The organism is Mycobacterium sp. PO1 (assembly GCF_017312405.1).
Classification (GTDB): domain Bacteria; phylum Actinomycetota; class Actinomycetes; order Mycobacteriales; family Mycobacteriaceae; genus Mycobacterium.
Genome location: NZ_BLTG01000065.1, coordinates 34,406 through 55,902 on the forward strand (window position 1 = coordinate 34,406; position 21,497 = coordinate 55,902).

Annotated in this window: 24 protein-coding genes; 10 read left to right on the forward strand and 14 right to left on the reverse strand. The window is 68.3% G+C overall.

Translation table 11 applies throughout. The annotated features are described in order from the left end of the window. Positions 1 to 59 precede the first annotated feature (59 nt). The 6 genes from J3476_RS19970 (at position 60) to J3476_RS19995 (ending at position 5,163) form a co-directional block, all read left to right on the forward strand. Positions 60 to 1,217 (forward strand): ABC transporter substrate-binding protein, encoded by a 1,158-nt coding sequence (locus J3476_RS19970; RefSeq protein ID WP_207068105.1) that lies wholly within the window; start codon positions 60 to 62, stop codon positions 1,215 to 1,217. Beyond that, a complete protein-coding gene (locus J3476_RS19975) occupies positions 1,214 to 2,506 on the forward strand; it encodes an FAD-binding oxidoreductase (RefSeq protein ID WP_207068106.1) in 1,293 nt (430 codons plus the stop codon). The genes J3476_RS19970 and J3476_RS19975 overlap by 4 nt, the downstream gene beginning before the upstream one ends. After that, entirely contained in the window at positions 2,503 to 3,183 is a 681-nt protein-coding gene (locus tag J3476_RS19980; protein ID WP_207068107.1) for a GntR family transcriptional regulator, read from the forward strand. Before J3476_RS19975 ends, J3476_RS19980 begins: the two co-directional genes overlap by 4 nt. Positions 3,184 to 3,245: 62 nt before the next feature. Next, positions 3,246 to 3,944: an ABC transporter ATP-binding protein gene (locus J3476_RS19985; RefSeq protein WP_207068130.1), complete on the forward strand. Its 699-nt coding sequence runs from the start codon at positions 3,246 to 3,248 to the stop codon at positions 3,942 to 3,944. Beyond that, on the forward strand, positions 3,941 to 4,792 hold the full coding sequence (locus J3476_RS19990; RefSeq protein ID WP_207068108.1) for an ABC transporter permease: 852 nt from the start codon (positions 3,941 to 3,943) through the stop codon (positions 4,790 to 4,792). The genes J3476_RS19985 and J3476_RS19990 overlap by 4 nt, the downstream gene beginning before the upstream one ends. After that, the gene (locus tag J3476_RS19995) at positions 4,789 to 5,163 is read left to right on the forward strand and encodes a VOC family protein (protein ID WP_207068109.1); all 375 of its coding nucleotides are present in this window, start codon (positions 4,789 to 4,791) and stop codon (positions 5,161 to 5,163) included. The genes J3476_RS19990 and J3476_RS19995 overlap by 4 nt, the downstream gene beginning before the upstream one ends. A gap of 1 nt (position 5,164) precedes the next feature. Here the strand turns inward: J3476_RS19995 and J3476_RS20000 are convergent, their stop codons facing one another. The 5 genes from J3476_RS20000 to J3476_RS20020 form a co-directional block, all read right to left on the reverse strand. Further along, complete coding sequence (locus tag J3476_RS20000; protein ID WP_207068110.1) at positions 5,165 to 5,953, reverse strand: putative hydro-lyase; 789 nt, start codon at positions 5,951 to 5,953, stop codon at positions 5,165 to 5,167. 9 nt (positions 5,954 to 5,962) lie between these two features. After that, entirely contained in the window at positions 5,963 to 7,207 is a 1,245-nt protein-coding gene (locus tag J3476_RS20005; protein WP_207068111.1) for an NRAMP family divalent metal transporter, read from the reverse strand. 119 nt (positions 7,208 to 7,326) lie between these two features. Continuing rightward, the gene (locus tag J3476_RS20010; RefSeq protein WP_207068112.1) at positions 7,327 to 7,794 is read right to left on the reverse strand and encodes a GtrA family protein; all 468 of its coding nucleotides are present in this window, start codon (positions 7,792 to 7,794) and stop codon (positions 7,327 to 7,329) included. A gap of 79 nt (positions 7,795 to 7,873) precedes the next feature. After that, positions 7,874 to 8,227 carry a VOC family protein gene (locus J3476_RS20015; protein ID WP_207068113.1) on the reverse strand — a complete coding sequence of 118 codons (354 nt, stop codon included), beginning with the start codon at positions 8,225 to 8,227 and terminating at the stop codon, positions 7,874 to 7,876. Positions 8,228 to 8,274: 47 nt separating this feature from the next. Beyond that, on the reverse strand, positions 8,275 to 9,681 hold the full coding sequence (locus tag J3476_RS20020) for a guanine deaminase (protein ID WP_207068114.1): 1,407 nt from the start codon (positions 9,679 to 9,681) through the stop codon (positions 8,275 to 8,277). 76 nt (positions 9,682 to 9,757) lie between these two features. Between J3476_RS20020 and J3476_RS20025 the strand changes: the two genes are divergently transcribed. Further along, entirely contained in the window at positions 9,758 to 10,429 is a 672-nt protein-coding gene (locus J3476_RS20025) for a GAP family protein (protein WP_207068115.1), read from the forward strand. Here the strand turns inward: J3476_RS20025 and J3476_RS20030 are convergent. Further along, the gene (locus J3476_RS20030) at positions 10,426 to 11,064 is read right to left on the reverse strand and encodes a TetR family transcriptional regulator (protein WP_207068116.1); all 639 of its coding nucleotides are present in this window, start codon (positions 11,062 to 11,064) and stop codon (positions 10,426 to 10,428) included. The genes J3476_RS20025 and J3476_RS20030 overlap by 4 nt on opposite strands. Positions 11,065 to 11,161: 97 nt before the next feature. On the opposite strand from J3476_RS20030, the gene J3476_RS20035 reads away from it, so the two are divergent. The 3 genes from J3476_RS20035 to J3476_RS20045 are packed head-to-tail and all read left to right on the forward strand — an operon-like array spanning position 11,162 to position 14,298. Further along, positions 11,162 to 12,187, forward strand: coding sequence for an ABC transporter permease (locus tag J3476_RS20035; protein ID WP_207068117.1), 1,026 nt, complete (start codon positions 11,162 to 11,164; stop codon positions 12,185 to 12,187). A 16-nt stretch (positions 12,188 to 12,203) separates the two neighbouring features. Next, positions 12,204 to 13,370, forward strand: a complete 1,167-nt coding sequence (locus J3476_RS20040; protein WP_207068118.1) for an FAD-binding oxidoreductase — start codon at positions 12,204 to 12,206, stop codon at positions 13,368 to 13,370. Between the two features lie 25 nt (positions 13,371 to 13,395). Next, positions 13,396 to 14,298, forward strand: a complete 903-nt coding sequence (locus J3476_RS20045; protein WP_207068119.1) for an aldose 1-epimerase — start codon at positions 13,396 to 13,398, stop codon at positions 14,296 to 14,298. Between the two features lie 87 nt (positions 14,299 to 14,385). On the opposite strand, the gene J3476_RS20050 is transcribed toward J3476_RS20045, so the two are convergent. The 8 genes from J3476_RS20050 to J3476_RS20085 all read right to left on the reverse strand — a co-directional run bounded on the left by J3476_RS20050 (position 14,386) and on the right by J3476_RS20085 (position 21,455). Then, positions 14,386 to 14,796 carry a VOC family protein gene (locus J3476_RS20050; protein ID WP_207068120.1) on the reverse strand — a complete coding sequence of 137 codons (411 nt, stop codon included), beginning with the start codon at positions 14,794 to 14,796 and terminating at the stop codon, positions 14,386 to 14,388. 177 nt (positions 14,797 to 14,973) lie between these two features. Further along, positions 14,974 to 15,348: a heat shock protein transcriptional repressor HspR gene (locus J3476_RS20055; RefSeq protein WP_207068121.1), complete on the reverse strand. Its 375-nt coding sequence runs from the start codon at positions 15,346 to 15,348 to the stop codon at positions 14,974 to 14,976. Positions 15,349 to 15,376: 28 nt separating this feature from the next. Beyond that, complete coding sequence (dnaJ, locus tag J3476_RS20060; protein WP_207068122.1) at positions 15,377 to 16,561, reverse strand: molecular chaperone DnaJ; 1,185 nt, start codon at positions 16,559 to 16,561, stop codon at positions 15,377 to 15,379. A gap of 45 nt (positions 16,562 to 16,606) precedes the next feature. Continuing rightward, positions 16,607 to 17,239 carry a nucleotide exchange factor GrpE gene (gene grpE, locus J3476_RS20065; protein ID WP_207068123.1) on the reverse strand — a complete coding sequence of 211 codons (633 nt, stop codon included), beginning with the start codon at positions 17,237 to 17,239 and terminating at the stop codon, positions 16,607 to 16,609. Further along, a complete protein-coding gene (gene dnaK / locus J3476_RS20070) occupies positions 17,236 to 19,116 on the reverse strand; it encodes a molecular chaperone DnaK (protein WP_207068124.1) in 1,881 nt (626 codons plus the stop codon). The genes grpE and dnaK overlap by 4 nt, the downstream gene beginning before the upstream one ends. A 262-nt stretch (positions 19,117 to 19,378) precedes the next feature. Beyond that, positions 19,379 to 20,110 (reverse strand): hypothetical protein, encoded by a 732-nt coding sequence (locus J3476_RS20075; protein WP_207068125.1) that lies wholly within the window; start codon positions 20,108 to 20,110, stop codon positions 19,379 to 19,381. A gap of 73 nt (positions 20,111 to 20,183) precedes the next feature. Beyond that, entirely contained in the window at positions 20,184 to 20,606 is a 423-nt protein-coding gene (locus J3476_RS20080) for a rhodanese-like domain-containing protein (protein ID WP_286183394.1), read from the reverse strand. 186 nt (positions 20,607 to 20,792) lie between these two features. Then, positions 20,793 to 21,455, reverse strand: coding sequence for a dihydrofolate reductase family protein (locus tag J3476_RS20085; RefSeq protein ID WP_307726969.1), 663 nt, complete (start codon positions 21,453 to 21,455; stop codon positions 20,793 to 20,795). Positions 21,456 to 21,497 lie beyond the last annotated feature (42 nt).

Sequence of the window (21,497 nt, forward strand, 5' to 3'; positions counted from 1 at the left end):
CGAGCGATCTTCACGACCACGTCACAACCCCGAAACAGCATGCCCACAACATTGCGGGCATGGATGTATACAAGATTGCCCGCACCGCATCGGTGCTTGCCGCGGTCGGCTCGGCCGCCGCGCTGGCCGGCTGCTCCTCGGATCCCGCACCCGAGGCCGGGTCCGACGAACGTGCGGCCGCGGCCTACACCACCGACCTGTCGGGCGTCTGTCCCGACACCGTGGTCATCCAGACCGGGTGGTTCCCGCAACCCGAACGCGGCTACCTGTACCAGCTCATCGGCACCGAGGGCGTGGTCGATGTGGACAAAGGCGCCTACGTCGGGCCGCTGGGCTCCACGGGCGTCGATCTGGAAGTGCGCGTCCGCGGCCCGTACGTCGGCGATCAGTCCGCGGTGTCCATGCTGTACCAGGATCCCGACATCCTGCTCGGCGAGATCAACACCGACGAGGCACTCAACCTCAACGCCGAGTTCCCGACGGTCTCGGTGTTCGCGCCGCTCGAGCAGAGCCCGCAGGTGCTGCTGTGGGACCCCGAGAAGCACGAGTTCGGCTCGATGGCCGACATCGGAGCCTCCGGCCTGCCGGTGCTGGTCTACGGCTCCGACGACCCCTGGGTCACCTACTTCGTCGAGGAAGGCCAGCTGACGGCGGGCCAGATCGATGACAGCTACGACGGTTCGCCGTCCCGGTTGGTGGCCAGCGGCGGCGACGTCGTGCAGCAGGGCTATGTCACCAGCGAGCCCTACACCTACCAGCACGACTTCCCGGAATGGGGCCAGCCGGTGGATTCGCTGCTGCTGGCCGAGGCCGGCTACAACCCGTACGAGAACGCACTCGGCGCCACCCCGGAGACCCTGGAGCAGCGCCGCGACTGCCTCGCCGGTCTGGTGCCGCTGCTCCAGCAGGCCCAGGTCGACTACATCAGCGATCCCGCACCGATGAACGAGCGGCTCGTCTCGATCGTCGAGGAGCTGGCCAGTTCGTGGACCTTGACTCTGGACGCCAACGAGTTCGCCACCGAGACGATGCGGGAACGCGGCGTGGTCGGAAACGGCGCCGACGGAACGCTCGGCAACTTCGACCCGGCCCGCGTCGCGGAGTTCGCGGCGCGGGTGACACCGATTCTGGCCGAGTCCAACCCTGACTTCATCCCTGTCGACGACCCGGCGGTCGTCTACACCAACGAGTTCATCGATCCGGAGATCGGCCTGTGACGGTATCGGCCGATCTGGCCGACGAGCTCATCGCGCTCGTCGGCCGGCCGGGGGTGGAGACCAGACCCGAGGTGCTCCACCGGTTGTCACGGGACTTCTCCTGGCTGTCACCGATCCTGTCGCGCGATCTGCGCTCGGTGCCCGCCTCCGTCGCGGTCAGTCCCGAGCACACCGATCAGGTCGCCGACGTGCTGGACTTCGCCTACCGGCGCCGGCTGGCGGTGACGCCGCGCGGCGCCGGCACCAGCAACTACGGCCAGTCCGTTCCGATGGCACCCGGCATCGTGCTCGACACCACCCGGCTCACCGGCATCAGCGACATCGACGCGGACAGCGTCCTCGTCGAGGCGGGCGTCACCTTCGCGGCGCTGGAAGAGGCGCTGGCCGAACACAACCGGGAGGTCGCGGTGATGCCGAGCACCGTGACCAGCACGGTCGCGGGCTTCCTGTCCGGCGGCAACCAGGGCATCGGCTCCATCGAGTTCGGTTCCATCTGGGACGGCTGGGTCCGGGGCCTCACCGTCGTCGGTTGCGTGCAGGACCCCGAACCCGTTGACATCACCGGCGATTCGATGGGCCGGCACCTGCACGCCTACGGCACCACCGGCATCATCACCCGAGCCAGGTTGGGTACCGCGCCCAAGCGGGACCGCACCGTGCTGTTCGCCGCGTTCGACACGCTCGCCGCGGCCAGCCGGGCCGGACGCGAGCTGATGGATCTCCCGGTATTGCCACGCGCGATCTCGGTCGACGACCGCGCCGTCTGGGAGACCTTCATCGCGCACGACGGTCACGACGGCGCGGTGCTGCTGCGCGCCATGCTCGAGGTGGGCACCGCCGAGGCGGCCCGCACGATCACTGGCGCGGCCGGGGGCCGGGTCACGGCGATCGACGACACCGCCGTGCGCGCGATGACCAGCAGCGTCTACAACCACAGCACGCTGCGGGCTCACCGCTGCGACCCAGGGCTGGCGGCGGTGCAGATCCGCGGCGACGCCGTGGTCGAACACGAAAAGGCCGTCCGCGCAGCGCTTCCGGACGCCCGCATCCATCTGGACGGGAACGCCCCCCGGCGTTACGGCAAGGGCTTCTCGGGCCTGCTGCTGTCCACGTGGGTCGACGACGAGACGCTGACCAGAGGCATCGAGGCCCTCCGTGCGCTGGGAGTCGTGGTCGTCAACCCGCACACCTGGCTCGTCGGCAGCCACGGTGGCCTCGACGGCTACCTGGCGGCGGCGGCCACATTCGATCCGCGCGGACTGCTCAACCCGGGCAAGCTGATGCCATGACCGACGCACTGACCCGCCGATCGCGCCTGGACCCGCTGCACGAACGTGTGGCCCACCGTCTGCGCGAAGAGATCATCAAGGGCTGGCGTGCCCCCGGAACGGCGCTCGGCGAGGCGGAGGTCGCCGCCGAGCTCGGTGTCTCACGCAACCCGGTGCGCGAAGCCGTGCGAGTGCTGGAAGCCGAAGGTTTCCTGGTGTCACGGCCGGGGCGCGGCGTGGTCGTCGCGCGCCTCGACGAAGACGAAGCACGAAGCATTCTCGAGGTCCGGGCGAACCTGGAAACGCTCATCGCCCGCTCGGCAGCGCAACGGCGCACCGACGCGCACCTGGCGCAACTGCATCGGGTGATGGGCGAGGCCGAAGCCGCGATGGCGCAGGATCGCCTCGACGACCTGGCCGCCCTCAACACCGAGTACCACGATCTGCTGGCACAGGCCAGCGGCAATCAGGTCGCGCGCCGCATAATCGCCGATCTGATGAAGAAGGTGGCGTGGATGTACTCGGTGGACATCGCCAACCGGGCAGCGTCGTCGTGGCACGAACACGCCGACCTGCTCAACGCCATCGAAGCCGCCGACGTAGAAGGGGCCGATCAGTTGATGAGCGTGCACATCGCCAACGCCACCAAGGACTTCTCGTTGAAGTACCGGCGCGACCCGATCGAGGAGATGCTGTGAGCGCCGTCGCCGTCGCACCCAACGACACTGTCGTACAAGGCCTTCGACTATCAGGCGTGAGCATGCGCTACCCGGACGGCACCGAAGTGCTCGACGGCGTCGATCTGGAGGTGACGCCCGGACAGATGGTGAGCATCGTCGGCGCGTCCGGTTGCGGGAAGTCCACGGTGCTCAAACTCGCCTCGGGTCTGCTGCGTCCCACCGCCGGAACGGTGTCGGTGCGCGGGGAGCTGGGTTACGTCTTCCAGGACCCCACGCTCATGCCGTGGCGCACCCTGATCGGCAACGTCGGCTACCTGGCCGAGCTCAACGGCGTCAAGAGGGCCGAACGTCGCCGCCTCGCCCAGCAGGCCATTGACCGCGTGAACCTCTCCGGTTTCGAAAAGCACTACCCGCGACAGCTTTCCGGTGGCATGCGGATGCGGGCGTCGATCGCCCGATCGCTGACGCTACGCCCGGACGTCTTCCTGTTCGACGAGCCGTTCGGCGCACTGGACGAACTGAGCCGCGAACGACTCAACGACGAACTCATCGAGGTCTTCCGGGACGCCCCGTTCGCCGGGGTGTTCGTGACGCATTCCATCGCCGAGGCGGTGTACCTGGGCACCCGGGTGCTGGTCATGTCGCCGCGGCCGGGTCGCATCGTTGCCGACATCGACGTGCCGTTTGCCTACCCGCGTGGCGACGACTTGCGCTACTCGGCGCAGTTCGCCGAAGTCTGCGCCGCGGCCTCCGAGGCGTTGCGGGCGGTGAGCCGATGAGCACGACCACCGAAGAACCGCGAGTCCTCGCTGCGTCCACGACCACCGCGACGCCACGTCGCGCGGCGGCGCACCGCGCCCGTCGCATCGTGCTTCCCGCACTGGTGCTGTTGGCCGGTCTGGCGCTGTGGGTGGCGGTCACGTACCTGGTGCTCGACGAGCGCCGCCGATTCCTGCTGCCGCCGCCGTGGGCGGTCGCCCACACCGGTCTGGTCGACCCAGTTTCGCGTTCGGCCATCGTCGCCGCGCTGACCCAGACCGCGACGGTCGCGTTGACCGGGCTCGGGGTAGCCGTGCTCGTCGGTGTCACGATCGCGGTGCTGATGAGCCAGGCCCGCTGGCTCGAGGAGTCGATCTATCCGTACGCGGTGATCGTTCAGACGCTGCCGATCGTCGCGATCGTGCCGTTGGTCGGGTTGTGGCTCGGGTTCAACTTCTCCAGCCGGGTCATCGTGTGCGTGGTGATGAGCCTGTTTCCGATCATCACCAACACCCTGTTCGGGCTCAAGTCCGCCGACCCGGGCCTGCACGACTTGGCCACCCTGCACAACGCGTCGCGCTGGACCCGGTTGCGCACCATCGCCTTCCCGAATGCGCTGCCCGCGATGTTCACCGGGATCCGGATCGCCGGCGGGCTGTCGGTGATCGGCGCGATCGTCAGCGACTTCTTCTTCCGCCAGGGCTATCCGGGGATCGGCCGGCTGCTCGACATCTACCGGGCGAACCTCAACTATGAGGGCCTCATCGCCGCGATCTTCGCGTCCTCGTCGCTGGGCATCGTCGTGTTCTGGTTCATCGGGTGGTTGGGGCAGCGGGTGACCGGAGCGTGGACGGGGCCGGGCCGATGAGCGCACGCTTGGACCACATCGCGGTCGAGGTCGGCGATTTCGACGACCGCATCGCAATGTTGCAGCAGCTCGGCATGGTGGTGCGACGGGTCGGCTCGCTCAGCGCCGACCCCGGCCGCAGGATCGCGATGCTCTCCGATGAACGCGGGTTCAAGCTCGAGCTCATCGAGTCCGGCGCCGACGGGCTGGCTCACCTCGCCTTCGAGGTCGATGACGTCGACGCGGCGGCCGCGTCACCTCCACCGCCGCTGCAGGTGACGCGCCCGCCCTACCGCCTGGGTGCGGCCAGGGCCGATTCGGCGATGCTGACCGACGACGGCGGGTTGACCGTGCAGTTCGTCCGCTACGACGCCGACAGCCCCGATCGGTGACTCACGGTACGACCAGAGCGGCGTCGCGCAGATCCGTGATCAGCATGTGCCCGGGGGCGTGACCGATCGCCACCGGCGGGCGAGACTGCATGACGGCCGCCTGCGGTGTCACACCGCAAGCCCAGAAGACGGGTATCTCACCCGGCAGCACGGTCACCGGTTCACCGAAGTCAGGCGCCGCGAGATCGGCGATACCCAGCGCGGCCGGATCGCCGACGTGCACCGGGGCGCCGTGCACCGAGGGATAACGCGAGGTGATACGCACCGCGTCGGCGACCTGTTCAGGCGCCACCGGCCGCATGGACACCACGAGCGGGCCGCTCATCCGCCCGGCCGAGCGGCACATGCGGCTGGTCCGGTACATCGGCACGTTGCGCCCCTGTTCGATGTGGCGCATCGCCACCCCTGAATCCTGCAGTGCCGCTTCGAAGGTGAAACTACAGCCGATCAGGAAGGCGACGAGGTCCTCGGTCCAGAACTCGACCACATCGCTGGGCTCGGCGACGAGCTCTCCGTCGACGTAGACCCGGTAGGCCGGCAGGTCGGTGCGGATGTCGCCGTCGGGAAGCATTGGGCCGCTGCGGTTTCCGGGTTCGAGGACGTCGAGTACCGGGCAGGCCTTCGGGTTCCGCTGAGCGAACAGCAGCACGTCGTAGGCATGGTCGCGCGGCACGGCGATCAGGTTGGCCTGGGCGTAACCCGCCGACCATCCCGCGGTCGGAACCCTGAGCCCGGCGCGGAATCGGGTCCGCGCCTGCGCGGGCGGGATACCGGCCGGATCAGCGGACATGGGCGGGGATCAGCTCCACACCCCGGGCAGCTCGCTCAGCGACATCCACCCGAGGTACAGCGTCAACAGCCACACGGCCAGCGCAATCACCTTCAGCCACAGCGGATACCGATATCCGCCGAGCAGGTCGCGGCGCATCCAGGCCACCCAGACCACGATGGTGAAACCGATCGGCAGGATCAACCCGTTGAACGCGCCGGCGAAGATGAGCAGCTTCACCGGCGCGGCGCCGAGCAGCACGAAAAGCGCGGCGCTGACCGCGATGAAACCCACCGTCAACACGTTCTGCCGACGCCGGGACGTCTCCGATCTGGTGAGAAAGGACACCGAGGTGTACGCCGCACCGATCACCGACGTGATCGATGCCGCCCAGAGGATGACGCCGAAGAAGACACCACCGGCGGTGCCGAGGGCGGTCTCGAAAGCCGAGGCGGTCGGATTGTCTTTCGCCAGGGCGACGCCGCCGGCGGTCACACCCAGGATCGCCAGGAACAGCAACGCCCGCATGACACCGGTGACGAGGATGCCGTACACCGAGGCGGTGGTGATGCGTCCGACGTTGGCGGGTCCGGTGATGCCGGTGTCGAGCATCCGGTGCGCACCGGCGTAGGTGATGTAGCCCCCCACGGTGCCGCCGACGATCGTCGTGATGGCGAGGAAGTCGATCGACTCGGGCAGCACCGCGTTGCGCAGCGCCTCACCGAGCGGTGGCCGCGACACGATGGCGGTGTAGGCGGTCATCGCGATCATTCCGGCCCCGAGGACGACGACGATCCGGTCCAGCGCGACGCCGGCCCGCTTGCTCAGGAACACGCCGATGGCGATCAGCGCGGAAACCGCACCTCCGATGCGCGGGTCGAGGCCGAACATCGCGTCGGTACCCAGCCCCGCCCCGCTGGTGTTGCCGATGTTGAAGACCAGGCCGCCCAGTACCACCAGGGCCGCCAATGCATAGCCGACACCCGGCAGTACCCGGTTGCCGAGCTCGTGGGCGCGCAACCCCGAGACGCCGATCACCCGCCACACGTTCAACTGCACGGCGAAGTCGATGACGATCGACGCGACGATCGCGAAGGCGAAGGCGGCACCGAGGCGCATGGTGAAGTCGGTGGTCTGGGTGATGAAGCCGGGCCCGACCGCGCTGGTCGCCATCAGGAACATGGCCCCCAGCAGAGCCACCCGCGTCGATTCCGCGGGCGGTCGAGGCTTTTCGGACACGTCGGGGTCGAGCGCGGGGCGTTCGGGCGTTGTCATGTGTGAGGTCCTCACCGTCGCCGCAGTGGTTGGCCGCTGACTGACACCGTCGTGCAATCGATGCACGACTACCCGAACGGTCGGGCGATCAATCGCCGATCTTCAGATCAGGGTCACGGTCAGGACCTGCGGAACACCACCCAGCGCATCGCGGAGTACATGTAGACCGCTTCGCAGGCGCCGGCCAGCATGCGCGCCACCCGGTAGTCCAGGCCCAGCGCGGTCAGCGCCGACGACACCGCGAGGATGAACGCGACGTAGTTGATCACCACCACGACGACGTAGACGCTCAGCTGTGGCCCCACCGGGGCATGCGAACGAAAGTTGAAATACCGGTTCAGCGCGTAGCTCAGCCCGAACGCGCACCCGTAGGCGACGCTGACCGCGGCCGGGTAGGGCACGCCGAGTAGGCCGTGCAGGCTCACCAGCAGAACCAGGTCCACCCCGAAGGTGAAGCTGTTGATGAGGCAGAAGCCCAGGAAAGTGGGGGCGACCAGGCCGGCCAGCCCGAACGGCAGCCGCGCCACGAGGTGCGCACACCAGCTGTGGAAGCGCTGCGGCGGGCCGAGTGCCACGTCGACGGACACGTGACCACTGTGGCGTCGGCAGGTGTCGGTTCCGTGAGCGGGCCGCGAACACCAGGCCACCACTGTCTTTACGCGATGCTCAGTACACCACCCGGAACCCGCCGATCAGCCCGACGGTGTTGCCATCTGGATCGCTGATCCGGCTCAGTCGCACCCCTTTGTCCGCCGCGCTGATCTCACCCGGATGCAGACCGCGCCGGCGCAGATCGTCGACATGCTGGTCGAGGTCGTCGACCGCGAAGTTCAGGTACGCCTGCCCCGCGGCGGATTCGTCGGCGAACACCTGCACCCAGGCGCCGGGCAGCACCTGCCACTCGACCAGCGAGGGCATCGGATTGTTGTCTTCGGGGCGGTCGAACAACGCGGTGTACCACCGCCTGCTGGCCTCGATGTCGGTCACCGGGACGACGGCCAGCACGTGCGAGATCGGCATGTGATCCTCTCTTTCTCCCCAGTACCGACCCGCACGTCGGCCAGAAGTCATCGCGGGCCGTTGTCGAGGCGCCGGCCCTGGACGTAGACCTCGCTGATGGCCGGCTCGCGCAACCCCATCAACAGCGCGAACAGGGTCTGCTGGGCCGCCATCGCCGGGTCGGACGAGCGAACGCCGTAGTCGACAGCACTCGCCAACGCCGGGGTCCGGCCCGGGTCGACGACCACGACGTCGGCCTCCTTGCCGACGTCGAAGTTGCCGAAACGGTCCTCCATGTCCAGGGCGCGGGCGCCGGCAAGTGTGCCGAGGAACAGCATCTCGGCGGGGTGCATGGAGACGCTGTCACAACCGGGCTCGCTGATGTGCACCTTGAATGCGTCGGCGAGCACGCGCGGGATCAGCCACTCGTCGCCGCCGCCGAAATCCGTTCCGGCCGCGATGTTCACACCGGAGGCGACGGTGCGCCGCCACGGCATGGTGCCCGACCCGAGGAACAACTGCGACACCGGGCAGTGCGCGATCGACGTGCCCGTCTCGGCCATCCGCGCCAGCTCGGCATCAGAGCAGTGCACGCAATGGGCCAGGATCGTGCGACGACCCAGCAGGCTCGAACCGCCGACCGACGACCCGGGCAGGAACTTGCCGTCGTAGGTGTCGAGATAGCTCTCGACGCCGAACAGTCGCTTGACGGTGTCGATCTCACCGGTGCCGGGCCGGTTGTTCTCGTTGAGGTGGGTGTGCACGTACACACCGCGATCACGTACCGAGTCATACAGTTCCCCAAGGCCTTTCAGGGTCTCGGCGGTGACCGACAGGGAGAACCGGGGAACGATCGCGACGTGCAGCCGCGCGGTGGCGACGTCATTCGTGTCGGCGGCGTGCCACGTGTCGATCTCCTGGCGGGTCAGCCGCAGCGCATCGGCTTCGGAGGTGATCAGGGCGCCGGCGGAGGCCGGCCCCACGGTCTGGATGCCCCGCCCGCTGACGATGCGCAGACCCCGGCGCCGGGTTTCGGAGAACAGCGCGTCCTGCGCGTGCGGGAAGGCCGAACCGAACACCATCGCCGCGGTGGTGCCCGCAGCGATCCGCCGATCGCAGAACTCGGTCGCGATCCGCCGGGCGAAATCCGGGTCGGACAACCGGGCCTCGGCCGGGAAGATGCATCCCTCGAGCCACTCCAGCAGCTGTCCGCCGCCGTAGGAGTCACCGGCGTAGGTCTGCGGGAAATGGATGTGCGTGTCGACGAATCCAGGCAGCAGGAACCCGGGACGATGGTCGCGGATCCGCGCCGAGGCGAACTCGGCGGGCACCGCGTCGCGGTCTCCGCAATAGGCGATCCGACCGTCGGCGACGACGAGCGCGCCGTCGGGTATCGACACGAGCGCGGCAGACGCATCGGCGACGACGGGCTGTCCGGCGATGTGGAACACGTGCCCGAGATGCACCTCAGCCATCTCAGCGACGATAGTGCCGACCGCCGGGTCGCACGATTCCGAGCAGCGGGGTGCACGCCTTGCTAGGTTCTCTCACGTGTCGGAGATTTGGCGTTCAGTCCTGACCGAACTCATCCCGTTGGCTCTGGTGGTCGCACTGTCGCCGCTGACGATCATCCCGGCCGTGTTGGTGTTGCACACCCCGCGGCCCAAGCCCACCGGGCTGGCGTTCATGATCGGATGGCTGGTTGGCCTCGCCGCACTCACCGCACTGTTCGTGGCGGTGTCCAATCTGCTGGGCGGGCTCGACCACAAGCCACCGAGCTGGGCTTCCTGGCTGCGGATCGTGATCGGCGTCGCGTTGATCGTCTTCGGCGTCTACCGCTGGGCGACCCGCCACAAATCCGAGCACATGCCGGGATGGATGTCGCGGATGAGCACGCTGACGCCCGCGAAGGCCGGCGTGACCGCCGTCGTCCTCACCGTGCTGAACCTCAAGGTGCTGTTCATCTGCGCCGCAGCCGGTTTGGCCATCGGCACCTCCGGTCTGCGCCCAGCGGGGGCATTCGTCGCCGAGATCTGGTACGTGATGTTCGCCGGCTCCACCGTCGCCCTGCCCATCCTGGCCTACGCGGTGTCGGGAGATCGCCTGGACCCCACGTTGGAGCGGCTGAAGGACTGGATGGAGCGTCAGCACGCCACGCTGGTCGCGGTGATCCTCGTCGTGATCGGACTGCTGGTGGCCTACAAGGGGATCCACGCCCTCTAGGTGGGCAGCCCGAGTTCGTCGGCGTCCGCGGTCAGATACCGCGTGACAGCAGGGGCCACCAGCCGCACCACGTCGTCGGCCGGCAGCTCCGACAACGGAGGCACGCTCATCAGATAGCGCAGCATCGCGACTCCGACCAGGCTGCTGCCTGCCAGCGAGGCGCGCAGACGGGCTTCGCTGCCACCGCCGAGCACCTCGGACACGGCAGCCAAGACGTAGCTCTGCATGAAGGAGCGAAACGCCTCGCGCGCGTCGGTGTTCGACGTCGCCGAGGCGAGCATCGCCCGCATGGAATCCCCGGTCTCGGGTGCTTCCCACACCCCGAGGTAGGTGCGCACCATCCGGGCTCCGACGTCCGGGTCGCCGTCGGCTTCCGGTCCCTGTAGAGCAGCCACCAGCACAGCGGGGTCGATGATCAGGCGCAGCGATTCCCGGAACAGTTCCTGCTTGGAACCGAACAGATACAGCACCATCGCCGGGTCGACGCGCGCGTCCGTGGCCACCGCACGCAGCGTCGTCTTCTCGTAGCCGTCTGCAGCGAACCGGGACTTCGCCGCGGCCAGCACCACGTCCCGGGACACCGGCTCACCCTCCCGACGCCCCCGGCGCCGCGGCGTTCTCCCTGGTGAGGCCATCGACGCAGGCTACCATTTCAATGAGCGTTGAAATTATGTCGACGGACGTCTAACGTCACTGGCATTAATTCATCGCCCAGTGAAAAGGCGGGTCGACATGACTGGCACCCAACAGACGAACGCTCGTCCCACCCCTCCGGCAGGCGAGGGTCACCAACCACCTCCGGCCGCCCGGGCCGCCGGTCTCGTCCTCGCGATCACCGCGGCGCTGGCCGTCGTCGCGATGGCCTTCGCGCTCCCCGCGGTGCACTCGGCCCCCCGCGAGGTCCCGATCGGCGCGGCAGGTCCGCAGGCGGCCTCCGCACAGACCGTCGACATGCTCGAGCGCAGCGGTCGGGACGCCTTCGCCGTGACGTTCTATCCCAGTAGGGCCGCGCTCACCCGGGCCATCGAGGACCGGGAGGTCTACGGCGGCATCACGCTGCCCGCGGCGCCTGGCGAGCCGGCCACGCTGCTGATCGCCACCGGCGCCAGCCCCGCCGTGGCCGGGCTGCTGACCCAGATGGGGCACCAACTCGGGATGCACACCGGCATGCCGGTGACGATCGAGGACCTCGCCCCGCCCACCCCGGACGATCCCCGCGGCGCCGGCCTGGCGGCCTCGGCACTGCCCTTGACGCTGGCCGGGCTGCTGCCGGCCATCGCGCTGGTACTCGCCTTCCCGCGGGCGCCCGGCCTGCAGTTCGGGGCGGCACTGGCCTCGGCGGCGCTGTCGGGGGTCACGATCGCGGCGCTGCTGCGCTACGTGCTCGGGTCGACGACGACGAACTTCTGGGGCGTGGCCGGCGGGCTGACACTGGGTGTGGGGGCTGCGCTGTTGCTGCTGCTCGGGCTGGGTGCGCTGTTCGGCAAGGCCGGGCTCGGCGTCGGCGCCTTGCTCGCGGTCCTGGTCGGCAATCCGCTGTCCGGCCTGACCAGCGCCCCGGAGATGCTGCCTGCGGGCTGGGGCGCGCTGGGCCAGCTGCTGCCCCAGGGGGCGACCGCCACGGTGCTGCGGTCGGCGGCCTTCTTCGACGGAGCCGGGTCGTCAGGTGCGGTCGCCGTGCTGGTGTGCTGGGCCCTGACCGGTACCGCACTGTTATCGGCTGCTGCGTTGCGTCACAGGAAGCTCGCGGCCCGGTGACTTAGGATCGTGCGGCGTGGGACTCGAAGACCGGGAGACGATGCGCATTCTGCGCGCCGCCGTCTGCCCGGGCCCGGAGTCCGAGATGCTGATCCGCGATTTCTACACCCGCTGGTTCGCCACCGACCTGTCCGCGCGCGACCTGTTCCCGCCGGACATGGAGAAGCAGCGCTACGTCTTCGCCGAGGCCCTGACATGGCTGTGTGACGAGCTCATCGCCCAGCGGGCCGAGGAGCCCGTGGCCTTTCTCGCCCAGCTCGGCCGCGACCACCGCAAGTACGGCGTCACCCAGGCCCATTACGAAACGCTCAAGACTGCCCTGCTCGGCGCGCTGCGCACCCATCTGGCCGAGCACTGGGACCGGCGGATGTCCGAGGCGGTCAACGACGTCGTGACCCTCGTCGTGGGAGTCATGAGCGGAGCGGCCGATGCCGAAACCAGCCCCCCGTTCTGCGACGGCACCGTGCTCGAGCATCTGCGCCCGACCCGCGACGTGTCGGTGATCCGGCTGAAGATGGACCATGCCCTGTCCTATCTGCCCGGCCAGTACGTGCCGGTGCAGATACCGCAGTGGCCGCGCCGGTGGCGCTACCTGAGCCCCTCGATTCCGGCCGACGCGAACGGCTACGTCGAGTTCCACGTCCGCTCGGTGCCCGGCGGCATGGTCTCCACCGCGATCCTGGGTGAGGCCCGGCCCGGCGACCGCTGGCGGGTGTCGAACCCACACGGCGCGCTGCACATCGACCGCGACGCCGGCGACGTGCTCATGGTGGCCGGCAGCACCGGGCTGGCGCCGCTGCGGGCGCTGATCATGGACCTGGCCCGGTTCAGCGAGAATCCGCGCGTGCACCTGTTCTTCGGCGCGAAATATCCCGCCGACCTCTACGATCTCCCGACGTTGTGGGAGGTCGCCGCGACCAACCCGTGGCTGTCGGTGACCCCGGTGTCCGAGCTGACGTTCGACCCGCCGTGGGCCGCCGACTACCCCGACCCCACCCCGCCACGCGGACTGCACGTGCGCCAGACCGGCCTGTTACCGGAGGTGGTGACCCGCTACGGCAGTTGGAGTGACCGTCAGATCCTGCTCTGCGGCGGGCCGGCGATGGTGACGGCGACCAAGCAGGCGCTCATCGCCAAAGGCGCACCGGCGGAACGAATTCAGCACGACCCGCTGGCCAGCTGATCCCGGCGTGGCAGGATCGAGGGTCATGGCCGAGTTCGAAACCGTCACCCTGCGCGACCCGTCATCGGCGCTGACCGCCACCTATGTCCCCGAAGCCGGCATGATCGCCACGTCGTTGTCCGACGCCGGCGCGGAACTGCTGGGTCAACGTCGGGGCCTGCAGGCCTACGTCTCGAACCACAAGACCATGGGCATCCCGATCCTCTACCCGTGGGCGAACCGGCTCAGCAGCAACGGCTACGGCGTCGACGGCGCCGTCGTGACCCTGACCCCGGGCACCGGCGGGGTGCGCACCGACGAGCACGGTGTCCCGATCCACGGCACGCTGGCCGCCTACCCGGGCTGGCGCGTCACGACCGAGCTGGAATCTCAGCTGACCGCCGAACTGGACTTCGCCGCGCGCCCGGGTCTGCTGGCCTCGTTCCCGTTTCCGCATCTGCTGACGCTCGACGTGACATTGATGCAGCGCACGCTGACCGTGCAGACCACTGTCACGGCGACGACGGGGGCGCGGGTCCCGATGTGCTTCGGCTTCCATCCCTATCTCACACTCCCCGGTGTGCCGCGGGCGCAGTGGCAGATCGAGACCCCGACGATGCGGCACCGGCCGGTCAATCCGTGGGGCATCCCGACCGGGGCCGCGATAGCCCATCCGGCCACCTCGGAGACGTTGGGAGACAAGGTCATCGACGACGGCTTCGACGAGGTCGCCGACGGCTCGGTGTTCGCCGTCTCGGGCGGGGACCGCCGCATCGAGGTCCACTTCGACGCCGGTTACACCGCCGCGCAGGTCTTCGCCCCCGCCACCGACGAGGTGGTGTGCTTCGAGCCGATGGCGGCCCCCACCGATGCGTTGCGGCGCGGCGGCTACCGCGAGGTCCAGCCGGGTGAGTCGGTCACCGCCCAGTTCCGGATCGTGGTCGGCTGACGGCCAGCGCTGATTGCGCGGGCCAGTCCCCCACGTCGGCGGAGCGACGCACCTCTCGGTCAGCCGGCCGTCGCACGAAGTGATCCCCTACAACCGTTGGGTCGTCCCTTGGTACGTGCCGAACGTCCAGAGGTTGCCCTCAGGATCGGCTGCGGTGAATGCGTAGGTTTGAACGCCCGAACCGAACTGAGTGTTGTTCGGCGCCTGGACGACGGTGGCGTTGCCGGCGTGAACCACTCGCTCGTAGACGGCGTCCACGTCGCCCGAGATGACGTACACGGCACTGCCTCCTGGCTTCATGGCTCCGTGAACGCTGTCGGTATGTTTGGTCGAGCCGAAGACCATGCAGCCGCCACCCGGCCAGCCCACCTCGGCATGCACGATGTCACCGTCCTCGTCGGCGACGGCGAGAATCTCATGGAAGCCGAAGACGTCAACGAGGAACCGCAGCGCTCCCCTCGTATCGTCGTAGTGCAGGACGGGCCAGATGGAGGACACGCATCCGAGCCTACGAGTGGCCTGCAATGAAAGGCGAGTGCGGCGTCCAGCCCATGCGCTGCCTGCAACACCGCCTTGCAGATTGAGCCGGCTACCGAACCATCTCGGCTGTGAAGCCGTCGGGCACCACTGCGAAAACGCCCGCGAGGCCGAGTTCACGCATGGCCCGGCTGACGGCTAGCGCTGATTGCGGGGCTGCCACACGACCAGCGCGGTGCTCTTGGGCCGCGGCTGCGAGCGCAGCCGTTCGACCTCCTCGGTCAACTCACGGACCCGGGCCTGCAGGGCCTCGACATGGTTGGTCAGCTCGATGATCCGCTTGATCCCGGCCAGATTGACACCCTCGTCCTGCGAGAGCCGCTGGACTTCGCGCAACAGGTCGACGTCACGCTGCGAATAGCGGCGCCCCCCACCGGAGGTCCGCTGAGGAGTGACCAGGCCGAGCCGGTCGTACGTGCGCAACGTCTGCGCATGCATACCGGCCAGCTCGGCCGCCACCGAGATCAGGAAGGTTCGAGCCTGTTCGGCCGGATCCTTCCGACTGGCGCTCATCGGTATTCTCGCCTCTTCGCGCAAGCGCTCATCGGGATCCAGCCCATCCCGCCCGCGGGTCGAACCCGCTCGCGCGTTCGGCCTTCGCGTAGGCCTCCAGCGCTTCGGCGGCCTCGCCCTCGAGGTTCGGCGGCACCGCGACCTTGACGGTGACCAGCAGATCGCCGTTACCGCCGGAGCGTTTGGGCACACCGCGCCCCCGTACCCGCAGGATTCGTCCGTCCGAGGTGCCCTTCGGCACCCGCACACCCACCTTGCCCTCCAGCGTGGGCACCGACAGCGTGGTGCCCAACGCCAGCTCGTGAAAGCTGACCGGGACCGTGACGGTGAGATCGTCGCCGTTGCGGCCGAACACCTTGTCCGGCCGGACGTGCACGGTGACGTACAGGTCGCCCGACGGTGCACCGCGCAGCCCGGCCTCGCCCTGACCGGCCAGCCGAATGCGCTGACCGTCCTCGACGCCCGGCGGGATCCGCACGTTGATGGTGCGGGTACGGGTGGTCACACCCGTGCCACGGCATTCGTCGCACGGATGCTCGATGATCGACCCGCTGCCGCGGCATTCGGTACAGGGTTCAGAGAACCCGAAAGCACCCTGGTTGCGGTTGACGACTCCGGCGCCGTTGCAGGTCGGACACACCTTGGGACTGGTGCCCGGCCGTGCACCGCTGCCGTGACAGTTGGTGCACGGGGCGGGGCTGGTGAGCCGCAACGGCATCGCCACCCCCTTGGTGGCCTCGAGGAAGGACAACTCGGTCTCGGTCTCGAGGTCGTTGCCCCGCCGGGGCCGCGACGGGCGCGGTTGCGCCCCGCCGCGACCGAAGAGTCCGCCGAAGAGGTCGCCGATGTTGGCGCCGCCGGTCTGCCCGGCGGCGTCGAACAGATCGTTGAGGTTGAACTCCTGACCGTCGCCTCCGGCGAATCCACCGAAGCCACCACTGCCACCGCTGAACCGGCCACGACCGAACCCGCCGCCTGCGAACAGCCGGCGGGTTTCGTCGTATTCCTTGCGCTTGGCCGGATCGGTGAGCACCTCCTTGGCTTCGGAGGCGGCCTTGTACCGCTCTTCGGCCACGGAGTTGCCCGGGTTCCGGTCGGGGTGGTTCTCGGCGAGGATCTTGCGGGCAGCCCGCTTGATCTCGTCCTGGCTGGCGTCGGAGGCGACGCCGAGCTCCTTGTAGAAGTCCTTCTCAACCCACTCTCGTTGGGCCATACCGCGTCACCTCCTTACCTAATGATTCTTGTTCGCGGTCACTTCTTACGATTCTGAGGGCTCGCCGGCTTCGGAGCCGGCATCAGCGCCGGTGTCGCCGGAACCATTCGCCTCGGGCACGGTGTCGACGACACCGACCATCGCGTGACGGACGACCTGCTCGCCGACCTTGTAGCCCTTGCGCATCACGGTGCCGACCACTGGATGTGTCCCGTCGCCCTCGTGTTGCACCGCTTCGTGCAACCCCGGGTCGAACTCGTCACCCTCGTCGCCGAACGCCGTGAGGCCGAGGCCTTCCAGCGCGCTGACGAGTTTGTCGGCGACCGCCCGCAGCGGCCCGGATTCCAGGTCGCCGTGGCTGCGCGCCCGGTCGAGATCGTCGAGTACCGGAAGCAGCTGGCCGATGACCGTCGCCTTGGCCCGGTCGGCGGTCACCTGCTGATCGCGCAGGGCCCGCTTGCGGTAGTTGGCGAAGTCGGCCTGGACCCGCTGCAGATCCGCGAGCAGTTCGGCGGCTTTGCCGGCCTCCTCGGGCGTCTCCCCGGCGAACTCGTCCGGCCCCGACCCACTGGGGGCCGGGCCGGCCGAGTTCGGGCTCTCACGAACCTGTCCGGTGTCGGGATCGATGCGGCGCTTGTCGGTGACGGTGATCGGCTCTTCTCGATCCTTGTCGCTCACTTGCGCTCGCCACCGTCCGCGCTATCGTCCTCCACCACCTCGGCGTCGACGACGTCGTCGGCAGAGCCGCCGGCGCCGCCTGCAGCGCCTTCCTGGCCACCGGCAGAGGCCTGCTCGGCCTGAGTGGCCTCATAGATCGCCTGGCCCAGGGCCTGGCTCTCCTCACCCAGCTTCTCCATCGCGGTCTTGATGGCACCGATGTCGGTGCCCTCCAGCGCCGACTTGGCGTCGCTGATCGCGGCGTCGACCTTGGTCAGGGTGTCCTCGGGGACCTTCGAGCCACCTTCGGCCTCGCGCTGCTCCTTGACGAACTTCTCCGTCTGGTAGACCAGCGACTCGGCCTGGTTGCGGACGTCGGCCTCCTCGCGGCGCTTGCGGTCCTCCTCGGCGTGGGCCTCGGCGTCCTTGACCATCCGGTCGATCTCTTCCTTGGACAGGCCGGAGCCCTCCTGGATGCGGATGGTGTTTTCCTTGCCGGTGCCCTTGTCCTTGGCGGTCACGTGCACGATGCCGTTGGCGTCGATGTCGAAGGTGACCTCGATCTGCGGCACACCGCGCGGGGCCGGCGGGATGCCGGTCAGCTCGAAGCTGCCGAGCAGCTTGTTGTGCGCGGCGATCTCGCGTTCGCCCTGGAACACCTGGATCTGCACCGACGGCTGGTTGTCGTCGGCGGTGGTGAACGTCTCCGAGCGCTTGGTCGGGATCGTGGTGTTGCGTTCGATGAGCTTGGTCATCACGCCACCCTTGGTTTCGATACCGAGCGACAGCGGCGTGACGTCCAGCAGCAGAACGTCTTTCACCTCACCCTTGAGCACACCGGCCTGCAGCGCGGCGCCGACGGCGACGACCTCGTCCGGGTTGACGCCCTTGTTGGGCTCCTTGCCGCCGGTCATTTCCTTGACCAGCTCGGACACCGCGGGCATACGGGTGGAACCACCCACCAGCACGACGTGGTCGATCTCGCCGACCGAGATGCCGGCGTCCTTGATCACCGACTGGAACGGCTGACGGGTGCGGTCCAGCAGATCCTGGGTGATGCGCTGGAACTCCGCGCGGGTCAGCTGCTCGTCGAGGAACAGCGGGTTCTTCTCGGAGTCGACGGTGATGTAGGGCAGGTTGATCGACGTGGACTGGCTGGAGCTCAGCTCGATCTTGGCCTTCTCGGCCGCCTCGCGCAGACGCTGCATCGCCATCTTGTCCTTGGTCAGGTCGATACCGCTGCTGGCCTTGAACTTGTCGACCAGCCATTCGACGATCCGGTCGTCCCAGTCGTCGCCACCGAGGTGGTTGTCACCGGAGGTGGCACGCACCTCGACGACCCCCTCGCCGATCTCGAGCAGAGACACGTCGAACGTGCCGCCACCGAGGTCGAAGACCAGGATGGTCTGTTCCTTCTCGCCCTTGTCCAGCCCGTAGGCCAGCGCCGCGGCGGTCGGCTCGTTGACGATGCGGAGCACGTTCATGCCGGCGATCTGGCCGGCTTCCTTCGTGGCCTGACGCTGCGAGTCGTTGAAGTAGGCGGGCACCGTGATGACCGCGTCGGTGATGTCCTCACCGAGGTAGCTCTCCGCGTCACGCTTCAGCTTCATGAGCACACGCGCGCTGATCTCCTGCGGCGTGTATTTCTTGTCGTCGATCTCGACGTTCCAGTCCGAGCCCATGTGACGCTTGACCGACCTGATGGTGCGGTCGACGTTGGTGACGGCCTGGTTCTTGGCGGGCTGGCCGACCAGCACCTCGCCGTTACGCGCGAACGCGACGATCGACGGGGTGGTCCGGGAGCCCTCGGAGTTCGCGACGACGACGGGGTCGCCACCCTCGAGCACTGCGACGACGGAGTTGGTGGTCCCGAGGTCGATACCGACCGCACGAGCCATAGTTACTGCCTCCTGAATAGAACGTTTGGTGGAACTGAGTGCGCCGCGCTCAAGCCTGCTCTTGTCACACCGTGGTGTCAAGCCTGACTTGAGTCTGGTTCACTCAACTATCGCTCGGGTCAACGGGTTGCGCACCGCATTTGTTCCCGACACATGAGCACCGTCACACCAGTCGCGCCTCGATGGGGCGCTGACGGCTGTCCCGGCGGGGATCCCGACGACGTTCGGCGGGCACGCTGTCATCCCGGCGGGAGATCAGCTGTCAGCCGTGCTCGTGGTCATGTGAGTCGTGTAACGGCACAGCTGACGGGGCGACCCGCGGCGCAGGTGCGGTCTGCGCCGGCGTGCCGACCGATTCGTCGAGGGGCGCGGGAGAGTTCGCCTCCGGCGGGTGAGCTCGATGCTCATCGGCGTGATCGACGCCGGGCCCGTGATGACCGGTGCCCGTCCCGGACGGGGAGTGATGGCCGTGCTGGAGCCCGGAAGCGACGCCGACAGTGGAGGCGAGCGCGACGATGCTGGTGGCACCGAGGAGGACGACACCGTTGGCCAACCACGAAATCGGCTTGCCCCGTAGGCCGCGGTGGCACAGCCACCCCGCTCCCATCACCACATACAGCTGGAGCAGCAGCGCGCACAGGTCGGCAGCCTGCACGAGCTCAGGCTCTCCGGCGTGCGGACCGAACGGCGCTCCCACGGTTCTGGACACCACCCACAGCGCAATGGCTCCCAGGTTGAGCAGGACTCCGCCGGCAAGAACGAGATTCGTCGGTCGGGCCAGCACCGCGCGTGCCCACACGAGTTGGAACAGCGCCAGGAGTGCGAAGAACTGCCCAGCGACCATCCACTCCTGCCAATGCGCCGGCACCACCGCAAAGTGGATGACAGCCGCACCGAACGAGGCGAGTGCGGCCAACCGGGCCGCGAGGGCCGTGTCGGTCCTCCTCGCTGGTCCGCTCACCACGCGTCCGATGATGACAGCGCGACCCCGCATGACCCCAGCGGGACACCACATCTCCACCGGAACGAGATGGCTTCGTCACCTGCCCCTCGTCGACGACCGGCGGTCAGCGCCAGATCAGCGCTCGCCCGCTCTGCTCCCAGGCTTGCATGCCGCCGTCGAGTTCCACGATGTCGTCGTACCCCAGACGGGAGAGCGACTGGGCGGCAACGGCGCTCATTCGGTCGCTGCGGCAATAGATCGCCAGAGGGACCGAACGGTCGGAGGGTAAACGCCCGCTCTCCGCCTCGATCCGGTCGAACGGGATCGACAGGTCCGTTCCGGCGATCTCACCCTCGTAGGGCACATGGACGTTGATCATGACGCGTTCGCCACCGGCGATGGCGCGCTCGAACTCCGGCGGCCCCACCGATCGCATTCCCGCTGGAGCACCCAGATCGGTTGCGGACGGAGAGGACGTCGCCGCCGGGATCGTACGGGAATCGTTTGCGCTACAACCGGAGAGCGTCAACACCACCGCGAAGGCCACGCAACTGCATCCAGTCGACATCTGCCTCGGGCCCCGCATCTTTCCATCATTCACGACGGGGGCCGGAACCGGAAGGCCAACCGGTGCGCGAAGTCGACAGCTACGGCGTGCAGTCCGACACATGTGCACCGTCACTCTGACGGCAGTCCGGCGGGGGCGACCACAGACACGGCTTGTCTGTCGGCCTCAGCCGATGTCGTATCGCACGTGTGTCGCGTACGGCGAGTGCGCGACCTCGACAATGCTCAGCCGGGGCTGGGCCGTGCCGTCGAAGATCCTCTCGCCGGTGCCCAACAGAACTGGTGCGATGTCGAGGGCGAGCGAGTCGACGACGCCGGCGGCCAGTGCCTGCCGGATCGTGGCGGCGCCGCCCGCGACGTGCACGTCGCCGTCGCCGAGCTCTCGCGCCCGCGCCAACCCGGCATCGAAACCGGTTGTGACGAAGTGAAAAGTGGTGTCGCCGTTCATCGTGACGGGCGGATGGTCGTGATGTGTCAGTACGACGACCGGGGCGTGGTACGGGGGCTCGTCGCCCCACCAACCGCGCCACTCGCCGTGCATGTCCTCCCAGGATGACCAGGCCCCGCGCACCGGCGAAAACATGTTGCGTCCCATCAGGTATGCGCCCCGCGGACGGAGCAACGAGTCCGCCCAGGCCTTGTCGACCACCCGGCCGCCCTGTTCGCGGTCGGAGTGCCAGCGATGAAGGTCGAATCCGCCGATCCCGCCTGGAGCGTCGTAGCTCTGGTTCGGCCCGGCGATGAAGCCATCGAGAGAGATGCTGCAGTGGACGGTGGTGAAGGTGGGCTGATGCATGACATACCGACCCGGTCCCACCGACGAACTCATCGCGATCAGCGAACTAGTTGGTTGGTGGTGGTTGGGGTTGGA

Coding starts and splice junctions, on each gene's coding strand:
- J3476_RS19980 (WP_207068107.1), top strand. CDS start 2,503: ATGACCGACGCACTGACCCGCCGATCGCGCCTGGACCCGCTGCACGAA.
- J3476_RS19990 (WP_207068108.1), top strand. CDS start 3,941: ATGAGCACGACCACCGAAGAACCGCGAGTCCTCGCTGCGTCCACGACC.
- J3476_RS20035 (WP_207068117.1), top strand. CDS start 11,162: ATGACTGGCACCCAACAGACGAACGCTCGTCCCACCCCTCCGGCAGGC.
- J3476_RS20005 (WP_207068111.1), bottom strand. CDS start 7,207: ATGACAACGCCCGAACGCCCCGCGCTCGACCCCGACGTGTCCGAAAAG.
- J3476_RS20015 (WP_207068113.1), bottom strand. CDS start 8,227: ATGCCGATCTCGCACGTGCTGGCCGTCGTCCCGGTGACCGACATCGAG.
- J3476_RS20030 (WP_207068116.1), bottom strand. CDS start 11,064: ATGGCCTCACCAGGGAGAACGCCGCGGCGCCGGGGGCGTCGGGAGGGT.
- J3476_RS19985 (WP_207068130.1), top strand. CDS start 3,246: ATGCGCTACCCGGACGGCACCGAAGTGCTCGACGGCGTCGATCTGGAG.
- dnaJ (WP_207068122.1), bottom strand. CDS start 16,561: ATGGCCCAACGAGAGTGGGTTGAGAAGGACTTCTACAAGGAGCTCGGC.
- J3476_RS20085 (WP_307726969.1), bottom strand. CDS start 21,455: ATGAGTTCGTCGGTGGGACCGGGTCGGTATGTCATGCATCAGCCCACC.
- J3476_RS19970 (WP_207068105.1), top strand. CDS start 60: ATGGATGTATACAAGATTGCCCGCACCGCATCGGTGCTTGCCGCGGTC.
- J3476_RS20000 (WP_207068110.1), bottom strand. CDS start 5,953: ATGTCCGCTGATCCGGCCGGTATCCCGCCCGCGCAGGCGCGGACCCGA.
- dnaK (WP_207068124.1), bottom strand. CDS start 19,116: ATGGCTCGTGCGGTCGGTATCGACCTCGGGACCACCAACTCCGTCGTC.
- J3476_RS20045 (WP_207068119.1), top strand. CDS start 13,396: ATGGCCGAGTTCGAAACCGTCACCCTGCGCGACCCGTCATCGGCGCTG.
- J3476_RS20055 (WP_207068121.1), bottom strand. CDS start 15,348: ATGAGCGCCAGTCGGAAGGATCCGGCCGAACAGGCTCGAACCTTCCTG.
- J3476_RS20075 (WP_207068125.1), bottom strand. CDS start 20,110: ATGCGGGGTCGCGCTGTCATCATCGGACGCGTGGTGAGCGGACCAGCG.
- J3476_RS19995 (WP_207068109.1), top strand. CDS start 4,789: ATGAGCGCACGCTTGGACCACATCGCGGTCGAGGTCGGCGATTTCGAC.
- J3476_RS20020 (WP_207068114.1), bottom strand. CDS start 9,681: ATGGCTGAGGTGCATCTCGGGCACGTGTTCCACATCGCCGGACAGCCC.